Origin of the sequence: Phaeobacter italicus, from assembly GCF_019801785.1 — a bacterium.
GTDB classification, from domain to species: domain Bacteria; phylum Pseudomonadota; class Alphaproteobacteria; order Rhodobacterales; family Rhodobacteraceae; genus Phaeobacter; species Phaeobacter italicus.
This window is the reverse complement of the sequence record NZ_JAHVIJ010000006.1, coordinates 224,182-244,063: the sequence shown is the minus strand read 5'-3', so window position 1 is coordinate 244,063 and position 19,882 is coordinate 224,182. Positions and strand designations below refer to the sequence as shown.

Annotated in this window: 16 protein-coding genes and 1 tRNA gene; 6 read left to right on the top strand and 11 right to left on the bottom strand. The window is 58.5% G+C overall.

The features are described from left to right. Positions 1–51: 51 nt before the first annotated feature. The gene (locus KUV39_RS15865) at positions 52–951 is read right to left on the bottom strand and encodes a LysR family transcriptional regulator (protein ID WP_222460277.1); all 900 of its coding nucleotides are present in this window, start codon (positions 949–951) and stop codon (positions 52–54) included. Positions 952–1,119: 168 nt separating this feature from the next. After that, entirely contained in the window at positions 1,120–1,581 is a 462-nt protein-coding gene (locus KUV39_RS15860) for a winged helix DNA-binding protein (protein WP_224834257.1), read from the bottom strand. A gap of 928 nt (positions 1,582–2,509) precedes the next feature. On the opposite strand from KUV39_RS15860, the gene KUV39_RS15855 reads away from it, so the two are divergent. Next, positions 2,510–4,348, top strand: a complete 1,839-nt coding sequence (locus KUV39_RS15855) for a methyl-accepting chemotaxis protein (RefSeq protein ID WP_222460276.1) — start codon at positions 2,510–2,512, stop codon at positions 4,346–4,348. Positions 4,349–4,420: 72 nt separating this feature from the next. Here KUV39_RS15855 and KUV39_RS15850 read toward each other — a convergent pair whose 3' ends face one another. The 7 genes from KUV39_RS15850 to KUV39_RS15820 form a co-directional block, all read right to left on the bottom strand. Beyond that, positions 4,421–5,215 (bottom strand): inositol monophosphatase family protein, encoded by a 795-nt coding sequence (locus KUV39_RS15850; protein ID WP_222460275.1) that lies wholly within the window; start codon positions 5,213–5,215, stop codon positions 4,421–4,423. Continuing rightward, positions 5,212–6,228 (bottom strand): LacI family DNA-binding transcriptional regulator, encoded by a 1,017-nt coding sequence (locus KUV39_RS15845; RefSeq protein WP_082203788.1) that lies wholly within the window; start codon positions 6,226–6,228, stop codon positions 5,212–5,214. Before KUV39_RS15845 ends, KUV39_RS15850 begins: the two co-directional genes overlap by 4 nt. Then, positions 6,218–7,648: a glycerophosphodiester phosphodiesterase family protein gene (locus KUV39_RS15840; protein ID WP_222460274.1), complete on the bottom strand. Its 1,431-nt coding sequence runs from the start codon at positions 7,646–7,648 to the stop codon at positions 6,218–6,220. The genes KUV39_RS15845 and KUV39_RS15840 overlap by 11 nt, the downstream gene beginning before the upstream one ends. Continuing rightward, entirely contained in the window at positions 7,645–8,694 is a 1,050-nt protein-coding gene (locus KUV39_RS15835; RefSeq protein ID WP_222460273.1) for an ABC transporter ATP-binding protein, read from the bottom strand. The genes KUV39_RS15840 and KUV39_RS15835 overlap by 4 nt, the downstream gene beginning before the upstream one ends. Then, positions 8,694–9,521, bottom strand: coding sequence for a carbohydrate ABC transporter permease (locus KUV39_RS15830; protein WP_046212297.1), 828 nt, complete (start codon positions 9,519–9,521; stop codon positions 8,694–8,696). Before KUV39_RS15830 ends, KUV39_RS15835 begins: the two co-directional genes overlap by 1 nt. A 12-nt stretch (positions 9,522–9,533) precedes the next feature. After that, positions 9,534–10,835, bottom strand: coding sequence for a carbohydrate ABC transporter permease (locus KUV39_RS15825; RefSeq protein WP_008559814.1), 1,302 nt, complete (start codon positions 10,833–10,835; stop codon positions 9,534–9,536). A gap of 62 nt (positions 10,836–10,897) precedes the next feature. Beyond that, positions 10,898–12,247 (bottom strand): ABC transporter substrate-binding protein, encoded by a 1,350-nt coding sequence (locus tag KUV39_RS15820; RefSeq protein WP_008560794.1) that lies wholly within the window; start codon positions 12,245–12,247, stop codon positions 10,898–10,900. 234 nt (positions 12,248–12,481) lie between these two features. Between KUV39_RS15820 and KUV39_RS15815 the strand changes: the two genes are divergently transcribed. Further along, positions 12,482–12,643, top strand: a complete 162-nt coding sequence (locus KUV39_RS15815) for a hypothetical protein (RefSeq protein ID WP_222460272.1) — start codon at positions 12,482–12,484, stop codon at positions 12,641–12,643. Positions 12,644–12,645: 2 nt separating this feature from the next. Here KUV39_RS15815 and KUV39_RS15810 read toward each other — a convergent pair. Then, positions 12,646–12,721, bottom strand: a tRNA-Thr gene (locus KUV39_RS15810). A gap of 199 nt (positions 12,722–12,920) precedes the next feature. Between KUV39_RS15810 and KUV39_RS15805 the strand changes: the two genes are divergently transcribed. The 3 genes from KUV39_RS15805 to KUV39_RS15795 all read left to right on the top strand — a co-directional run bounded on the left by KUV39_RS15805 (position 12,921) and on the right by KUV39_RS15795 (position 16,242). Continuing rightward, the gene (locus KUV39_RS15805) at positions 12,921–13,796 is read left to right on the top strand and encodes a hypothetical protein (RefSeq protein ID WP_222460271.1); all 876 of its coding nucleotides are present in this window, start codon (positions 12,921–12,923) and stop codon (positions 13,794–13,796) included. Positions 13,797–13,831: 35 nt separating this feature from the next. After that, positions 13,832–14,821 carry a hypothetical protein gene (locus KUV39_RS15800; protein ID WP_222460270.1) on the top strand — a complete coding sequence of 330 codons (990 nt, stop codon included), beginning with the start codon at positions 13,832–13,834 and terminating at the stop codon, positions 14,819–14,821. A gap of 128 nt (positions 14,822–14,949) precedes the next feature. Beyond that, positions 14,950–16,242: an O-acetylhomoserine aminocarboxypropyltransferase/cysteine synthase family protein gene (locus tag KUV39_RS15795; protein WP_222460269.1), complete on the top strand. Its 1,293-nt coding sequence runs from the start codon at positions 14,950–14,952 to the stop codon at positions 16,240–16,242. Between the two features lie 63 nt (positions 16,243–16,305). Here the strand turns inward: KUV39_RS15795 and KUV39_RS15790 are convergent, their stop codons facing one another. Then, positions 16,306–17,025, bottom strand: coding sequence for an SIMPL domain-containing protein (locus KUV39_RS15790; protein ID WP_222460268.1), 720 nt, complete (start codon positions 17,023–17,025; stop codon positions 16,306–16,308). 169 nt (positions 17,026–17,194) lie between these two features. Here KUV39_RS15790 and KUV39_RS15785 point away from each other — a divergent pair, with 169 nt between their 5' ends. Beyond that, a complete protein-coding gene (locus KUV39_RS15785; protein ID WP_222460267.1) occupies positions 17,195–19,861 on the top strand; it encodes a hypothetical protein in 2,667 nt (888 codons plus the stop codon). Positions 19,862–19,882 lie beyond the last annotated feature (21 nt).

Sequence of the window (19,882 nt, the reverse complement as noted above, 5' to 3'; positions counted from 1 at the left end):
TGAAGAAGCCTATCGTCAAATCGTAATTTTCGAAGGTACGATAACGAACGCTTATTGCACGAAATCGGCAACCACATCGCGAAGGGCCTGCACAGTCGTCAGCGCGGGCTGGCGATCAAGAGTCACCATCGAAATTGGTTTGCTTGGCGCGGGGTCTACCAGCGGCAGCACCGTGGTGCCTTCCAGCGGTCCCAGCGCGTCAACAAGCGCCTGCGGCAGGATCGTCGCCACCGATCCAGCCCGCGCCATGACCATCGCAGCCATGAAGCCCCCGGAATCAGATCGAACAACAGGGCGCAGGCCCTGCTCTTCGAAAATACGGTCCAGAATGCGTCGGTTCTGCATCTGCGGCTCCAACAGACTCAACGGCAGCTCTGCGGCCTCGGCCCATGTGATGCTTTCGCTCCCCTCGCCCAGCCGCTCTGCCAGCATCGCATCCGGCGCGACCAGAACATAGCTTTCCTCATAAAGCGGCTGGATGATGACCTGATCGGCGCCCATACTGTCATGATAGGTCACGCCCGCATCAATTGTGCCGTCAAACAGGCGCTGCTGGATCATGAGCGAACTGAGCACCTCAATTCGGGCCAGCACCCGTTTGTGGGTCAGGTGCAACCGGTCTACCATTTGGGCTGCATAGGCTGTCGCCGTCGGGACCACCCCAAGCACCAATGTGCCCGTCACCTCTCCGCGAGCGGCTGCAACCTCTTGCTCCAGCGCCTTGGCGTCGTCGAGGATGCCACGCGCCCGGCGCACGATCATGAGCCCCTCTTCCGTGAGGCCCTGAAACCGGTTGCCACGACGCACGATAGAGACGCCAAGCCGGTCTTCCAGATTACGAATACGCATGGAAAACGCAGGCTGGGACATGCCGCTTTCCTGCGCGGCCTTCGCAAAATGGCGGTGCCGCGCAAGCGCGCTGAGTAGCTTGAGATCCTTGAGTTCGATCACGGCCGATGGCTCCATTAAGCAGGTCACGCCACGTTGGTTCCGCTTCCTACCCGGTCGGGCACCAAGCATCAGCGCAGCCGTGCCAATCTGCACAGATCAAACAGAGGTGTCGAGGGCCGACCGAGCAGACAGACCCGCCCGTGGGCGGCACTGTCTTAACGTATCAGCTCAGATCTGGCGGCGTGCTGTCGCGGAGCGGGAAATCCCATCATAGATCCCTGTCATCACGTCCATCACGCGATTGGCCTCTGCGACGCGCTCTGCCAGACCGGGCACCTGTGCCATCGCATCCAGCAGCAACTGACGGCGTTCAGCATCAAAATCGGCTGTAACCTTCAGGCCTTCGTCGGTGACAGAATACGTCACCCCGCCGCGACCAGACCCCATCTTGCGGATCAGCCCCGCAGACGCGAGCTTGCGCAAGGAATACTGGATATTGGGCACGTCATCGCGATTGGTCACGCGGGCCAGTTCCTTGATGGTCTTGGGCCGGTCATTCATGCGGATCACGTTCAATAGCGTGATCTCAGGTCCCGAGGCCGACAGATTGGAAACCAGGCCAAAACACTCCGACTGCCAGCGCGCGAAACCTTCAAAGGTCCGCATCAGGGCAAATTCGAAGTCACTCAAATCTTCTTCCACGCCTTGTCGCTTACCCAGGTCTTCAGGCGCTTTCGAATGTGAAGAACCAGAAAATGTGTCCACAGAATTCTCCTTAGTCCGTTGCGGGCCGCCGCTCTTCGTCAAAACGGAGGACCACTCGGTCTGTTTCCTAAAAACTCCCCACACCTCTCCCCTCTTAGTAATTATGCACAGATATCTTTCAACCCGTCCGTGCACCAATTTTCAGTCCATTTCCGACATATATCGATCAAGGCATTGCACAATAAGGGAAAAATAAAAATCAACTCAACCTTTAAATAACACATGGTGGCAACACTTAATAGATAAAGCATGTCATCATAGTTAAAGTTGACCTTCCCCCACGCCCAGATTTCCTTCTGCCGTGCATGATCCCCCTACCCCGCCAACGTAAAAGAATCGCAAAACCGACTGCGCGAACTTGACCTTTAGGATACGGCGACAGCGCGAGACCGATAGTTGCAATTGAAAGCATACAGTTAGACCTGCCTGCGCAGTGTTAAGAGTGCAGTAAGCCCTGATTCCTATTCTAGCTGGCGAATGTTTGCAGACGAGCATTCCCAGAGAAGGTGTGTGAATTGGAAGCAAGGCGAACACTTAACACGGCACTCGGTGCTGCGAGCGATCTGATCCGTTGGATGGATCGTCTTTTCGCGGCCCACCTCAGCTGCGTCACGCCCAGCCCCGTTCAAATCACCCCAGTGGCACGAGTTCCATCGTCTGCGTCTCCCCGCGTCCGCCTGGGGCGGAACGGAAATTATTCCATAGTCGGGGCCCCGCCCCGCGCTTCGGGGACAACACAAACGATGGCGCAGAACATTTATGCCTCTGCGCCCCTGGGGGACGTTGGCTGCCCAGCCGACATATTGATCGACCGTCTTCCAAACTGGCGGACTGGTGACTGAAAGGTGCTGAAATGAAACTCCGAAATCCATTCAAGGCGGTATTGAACCGGCTGTCTGTCTTTGCAAAGTGCAGTCTGTTGATCGCCGTATCAACGCTGGTTGTGACCGTGTTCCTGACCTGGGAAAATCAGAAAATTCTGGGGGAAGCTGTCGACAGTGGCGTCAACACCCTGGCCGAGGGCGTGACCGCAACCGTAGCCGCACGAAGCGGCGGTGCCATCCGCTTTGGCGATGCTGAGCGGCTGGAAACGGATCTGAACTCACTGATTGAGATGTCAAACGGCCGTGCTGTTCACGGCCTTGCAATCAATTCCAAGGGCAAGACCGTTGCATCAACAGGCACCGGCACCGAAAGTGAAATCACAGAGCTGACCGCCGTTGCCCAGAAGGCGATGGAATCCGGACAGATGGAATTCAGCGAGAATGGTTATTTCGTTGCAGCCCCCGCTGCTGCAGGCGCGGCCGGCACCGTTATCGTGGGTGCGGTTGGCATGTCCTGGTCACCCGACGTGGCACTGGCAGAGGTAGCACCCAGCCAGATCCGCGCGTCTGTCCTGGCGGCTGGCGCATTCATCGTGATGCTCACCTTGTCTGTTTTTGCGCTTCGTTCGATGATGTCGCGCCCACTGAGCGACGTGGGTCAGGCCATCAATCATCTTGCCGAAGGCGACTATGACCACCCGACCGGCTATCAGAACCGGGGGGATGAAATTGGTCAGATTGCCCGCCAGACCGAGGCGCTGAAAACCCAGCTTGCCGCCGCTCGCGCAGTCGAGGCAGAACGACAGCTTGCACAGGAAGTGCAGAAAAAAGTGGTCGAACGCCTCAATCAGGGGCTGGCCCAGCTGGCTGATGGGGATCTGTCGCGCACAATCGATGAGGCCTTCTCAGAGGACTACGAAAGCCTGCGCCAGAACTTCAACAACACCGTTGAAAAGATGGTCGGCATCATCGACGCCGTGATCGAAAGCACCGATCGCATCCGCGCAAGTTCCGAAGAAATCAGCCAGTCCTCCGGCGATCTGTCCAGCCGGACGGAAAGCCAGGCGGCCACGCTCGAGGAAACAGCTGCCGCGATGGAAGAACTGACTGTCAGCGTGCGCTCTGCAGCTGATGGCGCGCGTGAGGTTGAAGGCATCGTGTCCGAAGCCAAGGACACCGCGATCAACAGCGGAGAGGTTGTCACACGTGCGGTCGATGCGATGTCCAAGATCGAGCAATCGTCCGAGAAAATCTCGCAGATCATCTCTGTCATTGACGACATTTCGTTCCAGACCAACCTCTTGGCGTTGAACGCCGGGGTCGAGGCCGCGCGCGCGGGCGAGGCTGGCCGCGGGTTCGCGGTTGTGGCCTCAGAGGTGCGTGCGCTGGCGCAGCGCTCGTCTGACGCGGCTCAGGAGATCAAGCAGTTGATCACCGAAAGCACCAGCCACGTCGGCGATGGTGTGGATCTGGTTGGTCGCGCCGGTCAGGAACTGCAACAGATCATTGAGCGGGTCGCGACGATTTCTGGCCATGTGTCCGGCATCGCAACCGGCGCGCAAGAGCAGTCAACGACCCTTGCCGAAATCAACACGGGCGTCACCCAGCTTGATCAGGTGACACAGCACAACGCCGCTATGGTCGAGGAATCCACCGCCGCGAGCCAGATCCTGCGCAATGATGCCAATGAACTGGCGCAGCAGGTCTCGGTCTTCCGGACCAGAAAATCGGCTGGCAACGTGGTTTCCATGGCCGCAGCCCCGGCACCGGCGCGCGCCGTCGCGGCAAGCCCGGCACCTTCTGCACATGGCGATGACTTCTTCGACGCCGAACCCAGCAGCGCAGCTGTCGGTTGGGAAGATTTCTAGGATCCCGCAACATTCGAACAAGAAAACGGCGCGGAAACCCGCGCCGTTTTCTGCATCAAAATATGGCGATGTCTAATCAGCCTCTGCACCGACCGACAGCAGCGCTCCGATCTCGTGATGCAGACCTGCCGCGCTGGCAAAGACCGGCCCGCCACCTGACAAAAACGCGTCCAGGTCCCCACAATCGGAACGCCCGCCCGCTTCTTCCACGATCAACAGACCCGCGGCCGCATCCCAGGCGTTCAGGTGGGCCTCGTAAAACCCGTCGACTTGACCAAGCGCCACCGCCGCAAGGCTGATCGCGGCAGAGCCGTTGCGGCGATACTCCAGCCCGCTTTCAATCAGGCGCTTCAACAGCGAAAGGTAGTCGTCAACTGACGTACGGGCAGACCGGCCCAGCAGCAACACGGCTTGATCCAAAGGTGTTCCTTCGGCCGTTCTTGCGGGGTTCTCCCCAATGTAGGCCCCCTGCTCCCGCCGCGCCCAGACCAACAGGTCGAGATCGGGTGCATAGATCACCCCCAGCTCCACCCGCCCATCGCGGCAGAACGCGATGGAAACCCCCCAATCCGCAAGGCCCCGCATGTAGTTTGTGGTGCCATCGATCGGGTCCACAACCCATAGCGCATTATCGGAACCGGAGTGCCCCTCCTCTTCGCCAAGCAGCCCATCGTCTGCAAAGGCCGCAGCAATGCGCTGGCGGATCAGCGTTTCAACGGCAACATCCGCCTGGGTGACAAAATCCTGATGGCCTTTTTCGCGAGAGAAGCTGCCGTCTTGTTGCGCCCTCATGCGCTGTGCAAGCTGCCCGGCCTCCTGCGCAAGTTCCTTGGCAAGCGCCAACCGCGGCGCAATGGTATCTGTCATTGATTTCGTCTCGTTGTATTTCTGAAAATCGGCGTCACGATCTGGCTGACGTGACTGGGTTCACGATCGGGGTCGGTGATCCGTTCACTCATGACCCTCACCGCCAGCCTGGCCTGTTCATCGGCGTCCTGGCGGATCGTCGTCAGATCATAGCTTTTCCAGGCGGCCTGTTCGATGTCGTCAAAGCCCACCACCTCGAGATCTTCGGGAATGCGCGCGTTCCAGTCATGACGCAGACGGTCCATGACCCCAAGCGCAAGAAGATCGGTTGAGCAGAAGATACCGTCCAGATCCGCAAGCGACAGACCAATGGCGCCGCCGATGTCGTAGCCTGCATCATATGACTGCGAAGGCGCGACAAAGGTCTGGGCTGGCTGGCCAGCCGCAGCGCACACATCCCGAAAGGATGCCGCCCTCCCGGTCACGGAATACGACGGCGTCTCTGGCTCGATCACGGCAAACCGTTTGCCACCAGAGCGGGACAACATGTCAAACGCAAGGCGGCCAATCTGTTCCAGATCCGTCTGCACGGTGTCCGCACCCGCCTCGCTGCTATCACGGTTGATGAGCACAACAGGCACGGAGAGGCTTCTGGCTTCGTTGATGATCTCTGACGAGGGCGCCGCGGAGGTAATGATCATGCCTGCGACGTTATAGTTGAACAGCATGGCCACCAGGGTTTCCACCTCACCCGGTGTTTCAGCGGTCAGCAGGATCGGGCGATAGCCAAGCTTGATACATTCGCTGGCAGTCACTTTGACCTGACGCGAGCGGTAGGGCGTATCCAGGGCTGATACAACAATGCCCACCAAATCAGACTGTTTGGTTTGCAATCCACGGGCAAGATAGTTCACCCGGTAGCCCAGTTCCTTGGCAGCGGCGATGACCTTGTCGCGGGATTCCTTTGAAATCTCGGGACTGTTCGAAAAGGCACGCGATACCATCGATCGTGACACCCCTGCCCGTTCAGCGACATCAAATGACGTGACTGCTTTGCGGCCCTTATGCGCCATTCACACTGTCTCCTGCCTGTATCACTCGTACAAATTCAAAGGGCTGATGAAGGTTCACCAGATCAGGACGCAATTGCGCGATCTGCCGGAACACTTCGGGGTTGTTGCCATTGTAGGCAATCATGGAGCAAACCCCAGACCCTTTCAGCTGCGCGACACCCGAGAGATCATCCTGTGTCGTAAATTCGACCAGTGACGGGTCAAGGCTGCCCAGCGTCTCCTCAAGGCTCGCAAAATCCTGGCGCCGCATCATCAAGTGGGCTTTATCACTGACGGCGCGCATGTCCTCAAGGAGGCTATGGTCGAACGACCAGAAGAAACAGACCTCTTGCAGCCCAAAGGCACAGACCCGCTCCCAGACTTGGGCGGCGGGTGCTGTCTTTAGTTCAACATAAAGTTTACCGTGCCAGAGTTTTGCCAAAGCCAGCACGTCATCCAGCGTCGGGACTTTCTCAGCTGCATGATGATCTGAAAACCAAGCACCGGCGCTTAGCGCGCGCAAATCGGCAAGCGCGGCGTCATTGACGCGCCCAACACCGTCCGTCGTGCGCTCGAGTGTTGGATCGTGCAGCACCACCAATTCACCGTCCGATGTGACATGGACATCAATCTCGACATGGCTGAAGCCGGCCGCATAGCAGGCCCGGGCCGCAGCGAGCGTGTTTTCCGGCGCGACCGAGTTGGCCCCGCGATGGCACACGATCTGAACAGGCCAATCGGACGGTGGCTCAAACGGGTTGACCAATTCCGGCATGTCCGAGCAGATGCCGAGGACTGGCAAATTCCGAAGGCGCGCCATTCGCTCTTTGTCCTCCTCATGCCAAAGGACAACTTGCTTGCCCTCTCGCCGACAGCGGGCAAAAAATTCGTCATTCAGCGGCGCCACAGGATCTTCCATTGCCTCCCAGCACAGGTGAATGATCTCCGCGGTCGCGGCGATCTCAAACGGATCAACCCCCATCGGAACCAGTTGAGCCCTTGGATATCCGGGGTTGGCCTGCTCAAGAACCGAAATGATCGCAGGATCAAACGCCCCCAATATGGCGCGCTGCACGCCATACTGCTGCAGCAGTTCACAGACCGGGTTGGCCGCATTCGCTGCTTTTATGTCGGCATAGATCCCAAGATCATGGACCTGCGCGAGGTCCAGCACCGATGCAAGGGTCGGCACATCGCGCGGCGATACCCTGTTGTGCAGCTCTACCAAGGTAAGATCTGCAATCGCCTCCCCCCCTGACAGTATTGCATCATGGCTCACGACGACATGACCATCGCGCGTCAGGTGCAGATCCACCTCGATCATGTCCGCGCCAAGCGCCGCCGCAAATTCAAATGCCTGCAGGCTATTTGGCGCGGCATAAGCGCTCGCACCGCGATGCGCGATGGACAGCGGACGCTCAGGTTTGAGCCAGGTGTTCAAATTCGGTCTCCATTGGCGCTGAAGGCCAACACATTGTCCGTATCAATCCCCCAGGAAACCTGATCGCCCAGCGCAAAGGATTGGCCACAGGGTTGGATGGACCGAATGACCGTTCCGTTTTGCAAGGTCACATCATAGAGGTTCTCGCGGCCCTGTGTTTCAACAAAGGTGATCTTGCCAGCAACGCCTGATCCGAATTGAGGTCCGAAATACTCGGGCCTGACGCCAAGCTGAAGCTGCGACGGCACCCGCCCCATGAGGTTCGCAGACACTGCGATCTCACCGGCGCCCAAAACGAACGTGTCCCCCACCACGGAAGCATCAACAAACGAGATCGGCGGATTGCCCAGAAACCCTGCCACAAATTGGTCGGCGGGGTTTGCATACATCTCATCGGGCTTGTCCAGCTGGACGATCTTGCCGCCCTTCATCAGCGCGATCCGGTCGCACATGGACATGGCTTCGATTTGGTCGTGTGTCACGAGGATGGCCGTAATGCCAGTTTCCAACTGAATTCGGCGAATTTCCGAACGCATCTCCAGACGAAGTTTCGCATCAAGGTTTGCCAGCGGCTCATCCAGCAACAGCACGTCGGGCTTGCGCACCAGTGCCCGTGCCAGGGCGACCCTTTGCTGCTGTCCACCCGACAATTGGGCTGGCTTTCGCTCCAGCAATTCCGGGATGTGCACCAGCTCGGCAATCTCGTCGACTTTGCGCGCAATCGTTGCGGCGTCTTCTTTCTGCACCTTCAAAGGGAAGGCAATATTGTCGCGAATGCTCATGTGCGGATAGAGAGCATAGTTCTGGAAAACCACGCCCACATTGCGCTTTTGTGACGGCAGGTCAGAGACATCACGATCCCCGAAATGCAGGCTGCCACCGTTCATCCGATGAATGCCGCAGATCGTGAACAAGGTGGTCGACTTACCACAGCCGGACGGGCCGAGGAGCGCGATCATCTCACCGCTTTCCACGGTCAGGTTCAGCCGGTCGATAACCGTCAGCTCGCCAAAGGTCTTGGTGAAGTTTTTGAGTTCGATACGCATTAGCCCTTTGAGCCTCCGCCATAGATGTTCATGAGTTTCTTCTGGAAGATCAGATAGATCGCGATAACGGGGATGGCGTAGAACATGCCAACCGACTTGAAGAGGTTGAAGTCAGGTTTCGTGTCATCAAGGATCAGCGCCGAAAGATAAGTCGACAGAACCTGCGCCTCGTTGCCGGGGGCCAAAACCAGCGGCAGCACAAATTCGCTCCACCCCGACAGGAACGAGAAAATCAGCAGTGCCGAGAGACCAGGCTGGACCTGCGGCAGGACCAACTTCCACCATACGGTAAAGCGGCTTGCTCCATCCTGCACCCCGGCCATTTCGATTTCCCAGGGAACGGTGTCGTAGAACCCTTTCATGATCCAGATGCCAAATGGCAATTCAAGCGCGGATTTCACAAGGATCACACCAATGAGCGAGTTATAGAGCCCAAGAAACTGAAGGATCAGGAAGATCGCGATGATCAGTGTGATTGTGGGAAAGGCGTGCAGAATGATCAATCCGCCCAGAAAGAAGCGCCGTGCAGGAAAGTTCAACCGCGACAGCGCATAAGCCGCAGTCAGCGAAATCGTGGTCACGGCGACTGCCGTTGTTGCCGCAAAGACAAAGGTGTTCCACGTGACAACCCAGATGCTGGAGCGACCCAGCTCCGGCTCTTCCCAAAGAAAACGCCAGTGCTCGACAGTAAAGCTCTCGGGCCAGATGCTGCCCGGAACCGGATTGGTGAACGTATCGACCAACTGGAACGTGAACATGATCAGCAGTGGCAAGGACACCAGCGTCAGCACGACAATCACGGGCCAGGATTTGAAATTAGACTTCATGATTGGCGCCTCTTACTGCTCGATCCGGGGTTTGGAGACGAGCTCTTTGAAGTTGAAGAACCGCAGGTAGAGCAGGCTTGCGATAATGCCGATCACCACAAGGATCAGCGCATAGGCCGCACCAAGACCATATTGCAGGTTGCCGCCGTAGTTGCTGAGCGCGGTATGATAAGCGGCCAACGCCCAAACCTCTGTGGCCCGCCCAGGTCCGCCTTCTGTCGACAGCAGAATGTATTCAAACGAGGTGAGCAACGAGAGCGTCTGGTAGGACGTCGTAAACAGAATGGGCCAGCGCAGTTGCGGCAGGATGATATAGCGGACCTGCTGCCAGCGGCTGGCGCCATCCACCTCTGATGCATAAAGCATCGACGTCGGGATCGCCTTGATCGCAGACGAAAACAGGATCATGCCAAGCGAGGCACCGACGCAGCCATTGATGAGTACAACAAACACCCACGCATTGGTCGCAGTATCCAGCATCCAGTTGCGGGGCGCGATACCAAGGTATCCCGTCATCGTTGCAAGGAAACCGGTATCCCAAGTGAACCACTTCCACATCAGCACATAAAGAACCGGAGGCAGGATCCGGGGGAGAAACCAGATCGTGCGAAATGTAGAGGCCAGGACAGGTGGCAGATAGAATGTCGAAATCGCGAGAAACAGACCAAAGCCGACGTTGAAGGCAAGGGTCAGCGCAACATAAAGCGCGGTGTTCGCAGCGTAGCGATAGGAAGAATCCAGCGAGAACAGAAGTTTCATGTTCTCTGTTGTCCAGCTCCATCCGGTGTAGGCAAAGCTGGTTAGCGCATCATGATCCCCAACCGGGACATTTGTCCCTGCCAAAGCCGCACGAAAGGCGTCTTCTGTGTTGTACCGGGTGTTCAGGATGCTGGTGTTGAACAGATCCGCCGCTGCCTTGCGGTCGCGGGTGGAGCGGATGCGGTTTTCGCGCAGATCTTTGAGCGCGCGTTCCATGTCGCGACGGCTGTCAAAACGCGCTCCGCCATGCAGGCTACGCAGCTCATCGGCGGTTGCCGGGCTCACAGTTTCTGCAAGCTTGGCAAGACCCTGGTCGTTCACCTGATAGCCTGCGTTTTCCAAGGTGTTGCGGGTTTCCGTGGAAATTGCATCCTCAGGGATGCTGCGCAAGATAGATTGGTTCAGCAGATACTCCCCTCCCCGGATCCCGGTCGAGGTCGACATATTCGTGAAGGCGAAGAAAACCGTCAGAACAACCGGGGCCAGAAAGAAGAGGATCACCACCAGCAGCGCAGGCGCAAGGAAGCCGAAGCCCAATGCGGTTCGTCTGTTCATGAGTTTGGTCCAGTCAGTATTGGGAGCCGGGAGAGTATGGGAGCACCCTCCCGGCTGGTCAGTCAGCGAATGATCAGCTCATCACCCAGCTTGGCAGTGAGCTCTGCCTCCAGCTCGGCAACGGCATCTTCCGCCGACTTAACACCTGTCCAGGTCGCTTCGAGCCCGGACCACATTGCCTCCGAAAAGACACCATAGCTCAGATGGTTGGGCTGTGCGTTAGCCTCCCCCAAGAGCCGCTCAGTCGCCTCAGACGCCCAGCGGTCATCGGCGTAAAGCTCGATGTTGGATTGCTGAGCAGAGATCCCCAGATGCGCGGACTTGATCGCATGCAGCGAGTTCAGGCGCGGCTCGGAGGCGATTTTGATCAACTGAGCAGCGATCTCTTCATGGTCGTCATTGGCCTGATCAGTCACCAGATAGACCAGCGGATGCGTGATTGTATTGGGGCGGCCATTTTCGCCACCCGCCGGGATCAGAGAGAATTCGATCGTCCCGAAGAAGTCCTGGTTGCCTTCTTTCTTGGTGTAGCGTCCGTAGTGCCAGGTGCCGCCGTGCCACAAGGCAGCTTTGCCGTTGGCCACCTCGGAATACCACTGCCCCCAATCGGTGCCGATATGGTTCTTGCGGGTCAGACCTGCCTCAACCGCGTCGGCAAAAAACTGATAGAACGCCTGCATCGCAGCTTTGTCGAGCACCAGTTTGCCCGTCTCGGGATCTTGCAGGACACCCCCGAAGGATTGATAGAATTGCCCCCAATCCGGACCGTTTGAGGGGCGCGGATAAAAGCCGTATCCCTTCTCTACGATCCCCATGTCGACAGCTTTCTTGCCGTCCTCAAGAACGTTCTGCAGCGTATAGTCACCAGAGGCGACCCGCCCCGGCAGGGCTGCGATCTCCTCATCCGAATATCCGATGGCGCGCATGGTGTCCTTCCAGAAAAAGAACGGACGGCTTTCCGCATCCTGCGGCAGGCCCCATTGCACGTCATTGTAGGCCGCAATTTCCAGTAGGTTGGGGTAGATGTCATTGAGCGGCCAGGCATCAAAATCGAGATAGTCTTCAACGGGCACGATGTAACCTGCCTGGCTCCACGGCGCGATGTCGAGATGCGAGGTCACCACGATATTGGGGGCCGTGCCGGCTTCGGCTGCCAGGGTCACCCCCTGTTTGAACTCCTCCCAGCCGCCGAAATCACGCTTGCCCTCGACGGTGATGTTCAGGTCCTCGCCGCGGATTGCAGCCTCGCGCTCCAGCATATCGGCCGCCATCGCGATCGCGTCGATACGATAAGCGTCGCTGTCGTTGGACCCTCCGGCCCAGACCGTGATGGTCACATCCTCAGCAACCGCCGGAACGGCAGCAACCGACATCATCAAGGCGGCAAGTGCGCCAGTAAACTTCTTGGTCATGCAAAGTCTCCCTATTCGTCAGACCACAGAACACGTGTGCGCAGATCATTTGACGCCTGCCCCGTGCAGAATCGGATCTAGGGAAATAACGCAACATTTCCGTGACAATCCGTGCTGCAAACTTACCGAACACGTGTGCGCTCTACGGTAAGCGATTCGTGATTTCAGTCAAGCCTGTAGAGATACCGCCACATCGACCGCCCTATCAAAGCCATCGCAAGTCTCAGGAAAACAATGGAAAATCAGAACCCGCAAAATCGCAGGATCACCCGTCACTTCATCAGGGAAATAGCCGGAACCAAAGACGGCACCCGTCCAGAAAGTGAAAGCAGACGACAAGGCCCACGGCTTTTTGCGCATGCAAAAGACTGGAGCAAAGATGTTTTTGATTTGTGAAGTGGTGCCCCCACACGGACTCGAACCGCGGACCTACTGATTACAAATCAGTTGCTCTACCAGCTGAGCTATAGGGGCACTGGAGGTGGAGATAGCCGCTCTGATATTTGGGTGCAAGACGAAAAATGCGTTCTTGGGCAACATGTTTTGCAGAATGTTCGAAAGCGTGGTCCCGCCACGTTTCCGCGACTGTTTCTCCGGGTCGGTCATTTGACCTCTTCACTCCGGCCCTTTAAGCATTTCAGGAGGTTGCAGGTTATTCAGGGACACAAGTGTCATGCAGGTTATCCTTCATTGCGGCGCGCACTCCACCGAGGAGGACCGATTGCTGAAGACCTTGCTGCGCAACGTCGACCGCTTTGGGGATGAGGGGGTCGCAGTCCCCGGCCCCAGCCAGTACCGAAACCTGCTGAAAGACGGCATGGCGCGGCTGCTGGAACAGCCTGGCACCCCAATTTCGGCGGCGGCTCTGTGGGATCAGATCCTGGATGGTCGTGCCGCAGAGCGTGTGATTCTGTCCAACCCACATTTCTTTGGCTCGCAGCGCCGCGCTCTCGACGGGCATATGTTGTACCCAGAGGCCGAGGCCCGTGTGCGAGCGTTGCAAGCCTTGTTTCCCGCCGATCAACTGGAGCTGCATATCGCGATCCGCGATCCGGGCGGGTTCGTGCCCGGCCTGTTGGAAAACGCAGGCCCCGACCGTATCAACACGATTGCGACCGAAATCTCTCCGCAATGTCTGCGTTGGTCCGACCTGTTCGAACGGCTGAGACAGGCAGCCCCGGAGGTTGCGATCACCACCTGGTGCTATGAGGACATGCCGATTCTATGGGGCCGAATCCTGCGCAGCATGGCCGGTCTGGAAGATGGCGCACGGATCAGTGGCGGCATGGATCTTCTGGCCTCTATCATGTCCAATGAGGGTATGCGTCGACTGCGTCAGTATCTGGCACAATACGATGAACTGAGCGAAGCCCACAGGCAGCGCATCTTTGTTGCCTTTCTCGACAAATACGCCTTGGAGGACGAACTGGTCGAGGAAGTAGACATGCCTGGCTGGACCGAAGAGATGCTGGAACAAGCCACCGAAATGTACGATCAGGACGTCGCCCGTATTTCGCAGATGGATGGCGTGACCCTGCTGTCTCTCTGATCTCAGGTTTCCGACGCAAGAGGGGAGACCCGCGCATGGCCCACCAGCCCTTCAACATCATGATCGTCGGCCAGTCCGGGCGCCTGCAATATGAGGCGGTTCTGTTTGCAGCCTCTCTGCGCCGGTTCGCCCCGGGTTTTTCGGGGCGCCTGTTTGTTGCAACCCCCCAACCCGGCACAAACTGGGACAAAGACCCCAGCCTTCGCAACCAGGCTGTATTACAAGCGCTGAGCGATCTTGACGCAGAGATCCTGCCGTTTGAATCCCGGGCTTTTGGGCAAAGCTACCCCTATGGCAACAAGATCGAAGCCTTGCTGGCGATGCCAGAGGGAGAGCGATTTGTCTTTTTCGACACCGACACACTGATCACCGGCCCGATTGACCAAGTGCCGTTTGAATTTCACCGCCCCTCTGCCTCTCTTCGGCGCGAGGGCACCTGGCCCAAGCCCACGCTGTATGGGCCGGACATGGCAGGCATCTGGCAGGCACTTTACGATCGCTTCGGGCTTGATTTCGAGACAAGCCAGGACACGACCCAGCCGGAAAACTACTGGAAGCGATATCTCTATTTCAACGCGGGTTTCTTTTTTGGGGCATGCCCCCGGGCATTTGGACAGCGTTTTCTGGAATATGCCGTATCCATCCGCGATGATCTGCCCCCTGCCCTGATCGGCCAGAGCCTTGATCCATGGCTGGATCAGATAGCCTTGCCTCTCGTCATTCACAGCTTTGGCGGTGCGCGGGATGTACTGCCCGAGGGGCAGCTGGACGGGGATATCAGCTGCCACTACCGCAGCTTCCCTCTGCTTTACGCCCGTGAAAGCGACGCCGTAGTCGCCGCACTTGAGGAGGTCACCGCGCCAAACAAGATCAAAAAGGTCCTGAAACAGTACGAGCCAATGAAGCGGATGATCTATCAGGGCCGTGGCGCTAAGGTCCGGGCCCTATTTGATCGTGACAACCTGCCAAGGCGTGAACAGGCATTGCGCAACAAGATCAAGTCAGCCGGTTTCTGGATGCGCTAAGCGCCGCACGCCTGCCGACGCAGAAGACAAGCAGGAAAGACAAGGATGGACAAATTGCGCCTTGCCTTACGTGCCGTGGCAGAGTGTTCTGTCTGGCGACGAATTTAGACCACTCAGGGAGCATCACCATGTCTGAAGCGGCAAACTACGGGTTCGACACCCTTCAAATCCATGCTGGCGCCAAGCCAGACCCGGCAACCGGCGCTCGCCAGACCCCCATTTATCAGACAACGGCATATGTATTCCGCGATGCAGATCACGCCGCAGCGCTGTTCAATCTGCAGGAAGTTGGGTTCATCTACTCGCGCCTGACCAACCCGACAGTTGCCGTCCTGCAAGAGCGCATCGCGACGCTCGAAGGGGGTGTTGGCGCCGTGTGCTGCTCCTCCGGTCACGCGGCTCAAATCATGGCGTTGTTTCCGCTGATGGGGCCGGGTTGCAATGTGGTTGCATCGACCCGTCTTTACGGTGGGACGGTCACGCAGTTCAGCCAGACCATCAAGCGCTTTGGCTGGTCCGCAAAATTTGTCGATTTTGACGACCCCGAGGCGGTTGCAGCTGCCATTGATGAAAACACCCGCGCCGTATTTGGCGAGTCGGTCGCAAACCCGGGCGGCTATGTGACCGACATCCGCTCGATTGCGGATGTTGCGGACGCAGCAGGTGTGCCGCTGATCATCGATAATACCTCGGCCACGCCCTATCTTTGCAATCCAATCGCCCATGGGGCGACGTTGGTTGTCCACTCGACCACCAAATACCTGACCGGCAATGGCACCGTGACCGGTGGCGTAATTGTCGATTCCGGCAAGTTTGACTGGTCGGCCAACGACAAGTTCCCGTCCCTGTCCCAACCCGAACCCGCCTATCACGGCCTCAAGTTCCACGAGACCTTTGGCGCGCTGGCCTTCACCTTCCACGGTATTGCGATCGGTCTGCGCGACCTCGGCATGACAATGAACCCGCAGGCAGCGCATTACACGCTGATGGGGATCGAAACCCTGTCCCTGCGGATGGAGCGTCATTGCGAGAACGCCAAAAAGGTTGCGACCTGGCTGGAGCAGGACGAGCGCGTGGACTATGTCACCTACGCCGGCCTGCCGTCCTCGCCCTATTATGATCGCGCAGAGGCGCAATACCCCAAGGGCACGGGCGGTCTGTTCACATTTGCCGTCAAGGGTGGCTACGACGCCTGCGTCAAACTGGTGAACGCGCTGGAAATCTTCAGCCATGTCGCCAACCTTGGCGACACGCGCTCTCTCATCATCCACTCGGCATCGACCACCCACCGCCAGCTGACACCAGAGCAACAGGAAGCCGCAGGCGCCGGTGCAAATGTCGTGCGTGTCTCCATCGGCATCGAGAACGCCGAAGATCTGATCGCGGATTTGGATCAGGCGCTGAGCAAGGCCACGGCCTGAAACGAATAAGCGTGAACAAAAAAGGCCGGGATGTTCCCGGCCTTTTTTATTTCTACCAGAGACTTAGTCAGCGTCTGGCAAAACGATATCGTAAACAACCGAGACGCTGTGACTAAAGCTCAGCTCGCCCGCCTCAATCGGCATCGCGACATCCGCGCGCGCCATCTCCATCGCCATCTTGGGATATCCGCCTCCACCATCTCGGTCGCTGATCACCCGCACCGGGCCAAGCACCACGCCTGCCGCCTCGGCCAGCTGTTCCGCCTTGCGCCGTGCATCCTTGACGGCGGCGCCACGGATCTGGTCCTGCACCTCAGAGGGATTGTCGACCCCAAAGCTGAGACCGCGGAATTCGTTGGCGCCCACCTTCAGCACCTGATCCAGCATCTCGCCGACGCGGTCCAGGTCGCGGATGCGCAAGGACAGCGTGTTGGAGGCCGCAAAACCGGTGATGCGGCTGCGCCCGTCCTCGTAGTTCCGGTTCTGGGACCAAACCGGGTTCAGCGAGACCTGCTGCGTCTGCATGTCCTCGGCCGCAATGCCAGCCGCACGCAAAGCATCGATCACTTCAACCATCTTGGTCGAAACTGCCCGCATCGCAAGGCTAGCCTCCTCGGCTTCTTCGCTCACCCCCAAAACGATGGTCGCAAGGGTTGGCGCCACCGAGATCTGGGCCTGCCCAGAGACAGAAATCTGACGGTCAATCCGGGTTTCATCCGCTCGTGCAACACCTGCGGACACAGCCATTGCCATGACCGCCGCAAGGAAATGTTTTGCTTTCATCGAAATGCTCCTTTTCTAAATGGCAACATGGGGATGGCAAAACCCTGCCTGCAAGGGGGAATAACCGTCTTTTCCTTTCACTCGGCAACTGTCTGCCGTATGGTCTGCACCAAAGCCTCAGCGCAGGGAACAGGCGCAGGCGAAATCGAGTTGAAGGCGCGTTTGCATCATGAAACCGGGGTTTGCACTCTCACTTTCCTCCCTTGGCGTTACCCTGCTGCAGCGGGCAGCGGGCGGATGGCACGAGGTTGGGTTTGTCTCTTTGGATGTCGACGATCTCGCGGCAGCCTTGGCAGAGCTTCGTGAAACCGGTGAGCAGCACGCCAACGGCCCGATTGCCTGCAAGGTCGTCATCCCCAATGATCAGATAAGATATCTGTCGCTCGATGCCTCGGGATCAGAGGCTGACAGACGTGCTGCAGCTGAAATCGCACTGGATGGCGCAACCCCTTACCGCGTGGATGAGCTGGTCTTTGATCTGAGCAATGAGGCCGAGCGCACGCATGTAGCGGCCGTTGCCCGTGAAACCCTGCAGGAAGCTGAAGATTTCGCTGTCATGCACGGCTTCCTGCCTGTCAGTTTCGTTGCAGTCCCGGATGACATGCCCTTTTTGGGAGAACCGTTTTTCGGCCCCTCACAGACGCTTGTTTCATCTGGTGAGGACACGGTGGAGCCGGATGGCATTGCTGTCGTGAACATCGGCCCAGCCGCAGCCCCCCAAAGCGAAGCTCCGGATCGAAAGCCCGACGCGGGCACAAGCGAAGCCGCGAGCAACGAGACATCAGTGCCGGATTTGCCAACGGCTGAGAAGGCTAAGGATCTCTCCGAGCCTGCAGCAGAAGTGGCAACGCACAAACCCGCCGTCACGGCCAAGGACAAGCCTGATGCCGGTGATAGCGACGCCCCTGACAAAGCACTTCAAGACGCAGAACCAGCGGAGACCGAGGCAAAGGACGACGCCTCAGCCGAGCCGAAACTCACGGCCAGCGCCGGTTTCTCCACCCGTCGGCGCAAGGATGCTGGCGTATCCCCAAGCCTGACACCGACCCCACCGACAGAGGGCCTTGCACCAAAGCTCGGCGCAGCAGGTGACAATGGAAAGACGGCGAAAGCGCAGAAGATTGCCCCGCCAGAGCCTGCGAAAGCCGCGACCAGCGCGCCTGTTGTCCCACATGCGGCCTTTGGCGCGATCCCATTGTCGGAGAGCACAAGCGCAGACGCAAAAGCGGCTGGCCCCAAACAGGCCCCTTCCCCTTCCAGCCCCGCACCCATCAAGATCCCCCGTGCACCGCAAGCCCCCGCTCCGACGCCAGTCCTGCCACGGGACGATGGCGATACTCTGGACCTGAGCGACGCACCGAAGGACAAGAAATCCCTCCACGAAGCAGGCAAAGCCAAGCTTCTGGCTGGCGTTTCTCAAGGCAAAGTAGGTGGCAAACCCCGCTTTCTTGGCTTGATGCTGATGGGGGCACTGCTGCTCTTCATGGCCATCGTCGCCGTCTGGGCCATGGCGGTGTCCGGGATCGAAGACGCTGATAACACCGCCCAGCCCACGGCCGAAAACCAGCCGCAGGAGGCTGTTGCGCTCCTTGAAGATGGAACAGAACTGGCACCAGCAGCAGACGATGCGGTCGAGATTGCGCCGCAGGTCAGCGTGATCCCACAGCTCGCTGATGGGGATATTCTGCCAACCGAAGACCCTTCAGAACCGCTCACGGATACGCTGTCCAGCACCGACACCGCTGTTCTTGATGCCCTGCGCGACACGCAAGAGACATCCGATGACACCTTGGCCGAGCCAGAGACAGCGGACGCTGCAAATGGCCCTGATGCCGCCGAACTCTCGGACGAAGGGCCAGAGGAACTGGCCGCAGAGACACCAGCTGATGACCCACTGGCACGCGCCGCCCAATACGCTGCAACCGGAATCTGGCAGGACGCCCCGGCCGTGCCTGAAACACCATTCGCAAATGCGCTTGATGATCTCTACGTGGCATCGATCGATTCCACAGATCTGTCAGAAGACGCGATCGCCCTGCCCGATGCCGATCGATTTCGCACCGACCTCGAACTGGATGTGGTCAGTAACCCGACCGCTGCAGGTCAGCAATTTGACCTTGATGAGCGGGGGCTTGTCCGCGCCACACCCGAAGGAACGCTCAGCCCTGAGGGGGTGATGGTGTTCCTGGGCCGTCCAGAGAAGGTGCCGCCGCCGACACCAAACCGCCCCGATCAGGCTGAAATCGCGGCAGAGGCAGCGCGCCTTGCTGCCCTATCCGAATTGCGCCCCCGCAACCGCCCCACCGATCTGGTCGAACAGAACGAACGCGCGCAACTTGGTGGGCTGAGCCGTGCTGAATTGGGTGCCCTTCGACCCAAGCTGCGCCCCGCAGGCCTGAAGCCCGCTGAAGAAAACAGCCTGCCTGCCACAGCCCAAGCGGTTGCGCTATCGGTCATGCCGCGGGCCAGACCAGCAAATTTCGCCAACATCGTGGACCGCGCGAAACGCAACAGCCAGCGCAACGCCACAGCAAGCATTTCCGAAGCCGTCGCCACGGTTGCCCCCCGCACCGTTACGCCCAACATCCCCTCCAGCGCTTCAGTTGCACGACAGGCCACGCTTGATAACGCCATCAACCTGCGCCGCATGAACCTGATCGGGGTCTACGGCACTCCTTCGAACCGCCGTGCCTTGGTCCTGATGCCAAATGGCCGCTACAAAAAGGTGAAGGTCGGTGATCGTATCGATGGCGGCCGCGTCGTTGCGATCGGAGACAGCCAGCTGCAATATCAAAAGGGTAATCGCAATCACACGCTTAAGATCCCAAGCGGGTAATTTGCAATCGCTTCGTGACAC